The 4,220-nt window shown below is 43.9% G+C and carries 4 protein-coding genes and 1 pseudogene; 2 read left to right on the top strand and 3 right to left on the bottom strand.

The window, feature by feature from the left end:
- A partial coding sequence (locus tag O9323_RS03780) for a transposase (protein ID WP_287730184.1) occupies nucleotides 1-162 on the top strand: 162 nt, incomplete at its 5' end.
- 405 nt (nucleotides 163-567) lie between these two features.
- On the opposite strand, the gene O9323_RS03775 is transcribed toward O9323_RS03780, so the two are convergent.
- The 3 genes from O9323_RS03775 to O9323_RS03765 all read right to left on the bottom strand — a co-directional run bounded on the left by O9323_RS03775 (nucleotide 568) and on the right by O9323_RS03765 (nucleotide 3,529).
- Nucleotides 568-1,683 carry a hypothetical protein gene (locus tag O9323_RS03775; RefSeq protein WP_288124711.1) on the bottom strand — a complete coding sequence of 372 codons (1,116 nt, stop codon included), beginning with the start codon at nucleotides 1,681-1,683 and terminating at the stop codon, nucleotides 568-570.
- Nucleotides 1,684-1,984: 301 nt separating this feature from the next.
- Nucleotides 1,985-2,755: a peptidoglycan-binding protein gene (locus O9323_RS03770; protein WP_288124710.1), complete on the bottom strand. Its 771-nt coding sequence runs from the start codon at nucleotides 2,753-2,755 to the stop codon at nucleotides 1,985-1,987.
- A gap of 63 nt (nucleotides 2,756-2,818) precedes the next feature.
- Nucleotides 2,819-3,529, bottom strand: coding sequence for a peptidoglycan-binding protein (locus O9323_RS03765; protein ID WP_288124709.1), 711 nt, complete (start codon nucleotides 3,527-3,529; stop codon nucleotides 2,819-2,821).
- Between the two features lie 553 nt (nucleotides 3,530-4,082).
- Between O9323_RS03765 and O9323_RS03760 the strand changes: the two are divergent.
- A pseudogene (locus O9323_RS03760) lies at nucleotides 4,083-4,220 on the top strand (photosystem II D2 protein (photosystem q(a) protein)); the annotation flags it as partial.

Raw genomic sequence — 4,220 nt, 5'->3', positions numbered from 1 at the left:
TGGTTTGGAGAAATCATTAGTTATTTCGAGCGAAGGACAACTAATGGGATGGTCGAGGGAATCAACAATAAACTTAAACTAATAAAACGGAGAGGCTATGGCTTTAGAAACTTTCGGAATTTTTGGGTTAGAAGTATGTTGTCTTGGCATCTTGTCTGTTGATTTAGCATAAAGGGTAACGAAGAGCCTACAGTTTTTATCATTGGCTACTGTATCTATTACAGATTTAAAGTTTTTTCGGGCTTCACTAAAGTTGACAATGTTGACGCTCATCAGAGTTGTACATGATTAAGTACAATTGTTATTATAGTTCTGTCCAAATCTGGTTGGCAAAACCCAAAGGCTTCGGGGAACGCATCCTAAAAATGCGATCGCTTGCTCAAAGTCCATAATCTTGGTGCGTTCCCAGGAATTTATTGGCAGAGTAATTAGGAGTTGCATCAGGGAACGCAGCTTACAAGATCGGCGATCGCTAACGGAAGATTTTTGATTTTTGCAAGAGGTCTATAGTATCAGTCCGTTGCAGCGACGTGTTAGCATCGCTCTCTGGCGATCGCACTTTTGTCATTAAGTGATCGCTGGCTGAAATTGGGGATCTTTTTGAGGAATCTTTGGTATCAGTTTACTAAATTCAATGGTAGACTGACCGCCAAAAGTTCCTTTCTGACCGTAAAATGACCTTAGCATCTCTGCAACAATACGCGCTTTGGCAATATACTTTCCATAACTTTCAGGTTGAATATTAGGGTATTGAGAAATTAAGTCTGTTTCTTCTGTCCGTAATTCATCGATTTTTTGGTTGAGTTCTTCGTAAGAATTTGGATCTGTAACTTTCCCTCCTAGATAGACAACGTTGCTCAGTCCAAGAATAGAAAGAAAGTTTTGCGGTAAAGTAAATGTCGCCAGATCTGAACCAGTACCGAAAACACCTAAAAATAAGCTAGCAGCTACCAACAAGCTAAAACCTGCTAGTTGAAAGCTGTAAACATCAAATGAACCACCGCTTTTGATTAGGTCGCTCCATTTTGCATCTTCTAATTCTGGTTTTTTCTCGTAACCTTTTTCACCAATGGTCAGCCATTCATGATTTCGCAACCAGGCCCAATTAGAGAATGTCAGTCGTTTGTTTCCCAATGCTACAACCTTGGAACCAGTTGTGCCAACAGCGCTGATACCTAGTAGTAAAAGAATATCATTTGATAGCCCACTCAGCACCCCACGACTGGACAGAGTGTATACAAGCCGCAATAGCACCACCAAAGTGAAACCAAAAATTTGAAAATTAGAAAGACTAGCTTTACCAAATTGTCCTGCTGTCAAAGCTACAGGCTTAAAAAATAATTCCCAGAAACCATCGTTGTTATCCCTGCTTACCCACCAGACAGTAATTGTATAGAAACCCAAAACACTCCCTAATGCTATTAGGAACGCAAAGAGAGAGAACCTCGCAGGAGTCTCAGGTTCAGTTTTAGAAGAAGATGTTGGAGCAGGAGTCGGGGAGGGAATTTGAGGGGAAGGTGTTGTAGTAACAGTCGGGGAGGGAGTTTGGGGGGAAGGTGTTACAGCAGCAGGAGTTGGAGAGGGAGTTTGAGCTAAGACGTTGGTAACTAATCCATAGGCAAAAGTCACAAAAACAGTAGTTAGTAATGCAGTAAGCATCCATTTAACAATTGATTTTTTCATTGTCATTCACCTCTTTTTTGGGGATAAAACTGGATCGATGTATGGAGTTTTAAGTTTAATTGTGGCTTTTACCTCCTTTTACAAAAATAGTGGACGATGACATAACGGGGAACTGTTCTTTTAAAAGGAAACGTTCCCAGTTTTGGCGGTCTCGCTCCCCATTCGGCTGTGGTAATGACTTTGGCGGTAAATGGCATAATTAGAAAAAATCTCAGCAATAAAATTGTTTAAATCTTTGAACTAAAGTATAGAGTTGTTGCCAATAATTTAGCTCATGCAACAACTCTACTTGCTTTGTTAGTCAACTCCAACCACGTAACTGGAACCATCCGGCTCGACTGAGAGTATCTTTGCCATAATTCCGGTTAGCAGTGAAGAAATCAACATCTCCGCGGTCGAGCAAAGCTCTTAGTGCATTTCCAGGTCCAGAATTGTATGCAGCTAAAGCTGCACGGATAAGCTCTTTGCCTTGCAAATTAGTCTTGCGTTGCATAAAAGCTCGGTTGTCAGCAAGAACTTGACAGCCAAAGAGAATGTTCTCTCTGGGATCTTTCCACTTACCAGTAGAGGTAAACTGAGGAAAAGCACGGTCATCAATTTGCATCAGTCCCCGACCGTGACCAAAATCTCCCGTACCAGAGGGACCGGGTGGATTTAAGAGTAATCCCCAGTGAGATTCGCGTGAACCAATGCCCGCAATCACAGCAATCGGAAAGCCCTGTTGGTTAGCTCCTTCTTCAATAAAAGCTCTAAACTGTTGAGCCGCTTCTAATTGTCTGAGCATGGAAGCATCATTGCGAGCAATTGTCGTATTAAATGTAAGTTCAAGATTAGGAGGTTGCTCGTCTGATAATGCGGCCCAAGTCAGAGGACCGACAATTCCATCATCATCCAAACTGCGAGAGCGTTGAAATTGTTTGACAGCCATTTCGGTTGCCTGTCCAAAGAAGCCATCAATAACGACAGCAATTCCTTTGGCATTGAGCAGTTCTTGCAGTTCCATCACTTCGTCTCGAAGTTGAGGAGAAGTGTGGTCAAATCCGTCAAATAAACGTAAGGTTGGACCGATCATTGTGTAAATTCTCCTTGCATTTTGTTTTCGCTGGTTTCCAGGATTTTTGATGTCAGTTTGCCTTTAGGAAGATGAGAGTCCCAAAGCCGCAAGCGTGGCAGGTCCAACGATGCCATCAACAGGTTGCAATTGTTTCTGTTGTTGAAATGCTTTAACTGCTTCTTCTGTCTTTGGACCAAAGAAACCATCAACTGTTGACTGGAAACCATTGCGGACTAATGCTTGCTGAACTTGACGCACGTCATCTCCTTCCAAAAGTGGGCGCGTGAGTTGCAATAAGCGATCTCCTAGTTCAACGCTACCCCCACTACCAATCGGTGTGTCCAGAGTCGGACCATTAGCAAAGCCATTAGCAGGAGATTTACCGAGACGAGCGGCGGTATTTGGACCCCACTGCCCATCCTCTGCAATCCTGTCATTGGGATTGTTTTGATTCCACAGTTGCTGGAACGCCAGGATAGCAGTTGAGCGAATGTCACGAACCCCAGCACCTTTAAAGTCAAAATGAACCGGATCTGATGGACCTAGCCACTTCCAGCCCTGAGCTTCTAGGAAAGGTCGCCAGCCTGCATGATCTTCAATATCGAGAGCTAATCCACTTTGATGGTTGCTCTTTCCTGGCTCAGCAGCGATAGTAATGCCACATCGATTCGCCTGATCGTGTTGAAAAAGAAGCAGTTGTTGGGCAATAGTCCGATAAGCGGAGTTGACAATCAGAGTCTGGCCTCGATTGGCAACTGCCCGATCTAGAGCGCGTTTAGCTGCTGGTTGCAATAATGGCCAAACTGCTTGTCCAAGCCTGATCTTGGGCGAAGAAAAATCAACTAAAGCACCTGAGACAAGTCGATTCATTTGAGCAATGAGTTGCCGATCTATTCCCCTAACCACTGTCGTGGAACAGCTTGTAGTCCCAGCTTGCGTTACTGTCACCATAAATTTCTTCCTTTTTGTTTCTAGTGAACTCTTTCAGCGTTTAGCTTAAAAGGTGGTTCTCTGATCCTAGTATCCCACTTCCATCGGTCTAACACCCCCTAAATGAAACTTAATATTGAGGCGGCATATCTCCCCAAATCCCCAAATCCCCATCTCCCCCCGCAACGGCTCGACTGAGCTGCGCGACGTTCGGCGCAGCAAGTGGTCTCCCGAAAAATTTTAGATTTTCTTAGGATCGACCTGAAAAACATTAGCCATTTTTTCCAAAATAGTGTAAGTTAAGAAAAGTAAAGATTTCTCACAATTCTTCCACACATCTGCTCGCCTGCTCAGATGGATGGAGGGAAGAGGGCGAAATCTTAGCAATAATATACATTTTTCGGAGAAAACCCCCATGACCATTGCTGTCGGACGCGCCCCAGAAAGAGGGCTGTTTGATGCTCTCGATGACTGGCTCAAAAGAGACCGTTTCGTCTTCATCGGTTGGTCTGGTTTACTACTCTTCCCCTGCGCCTTCATGGCCCTAGGTGGA

The organism is Microcystis sp. LE19-131.1A, assembly GCF_027532015.1.
In the GTDB taxonomy this organism is placed as follows: domain Bacteria; phylum Cyanobacteriota; class Cyanobacteriia; order Cyanobacteriales; family Microcystaceae; genus Microcystis; species Microcystis ichthyoblabe_A.
This window is presented reverse-complemented; position numbering and strand designations above follow the sequence as displayed.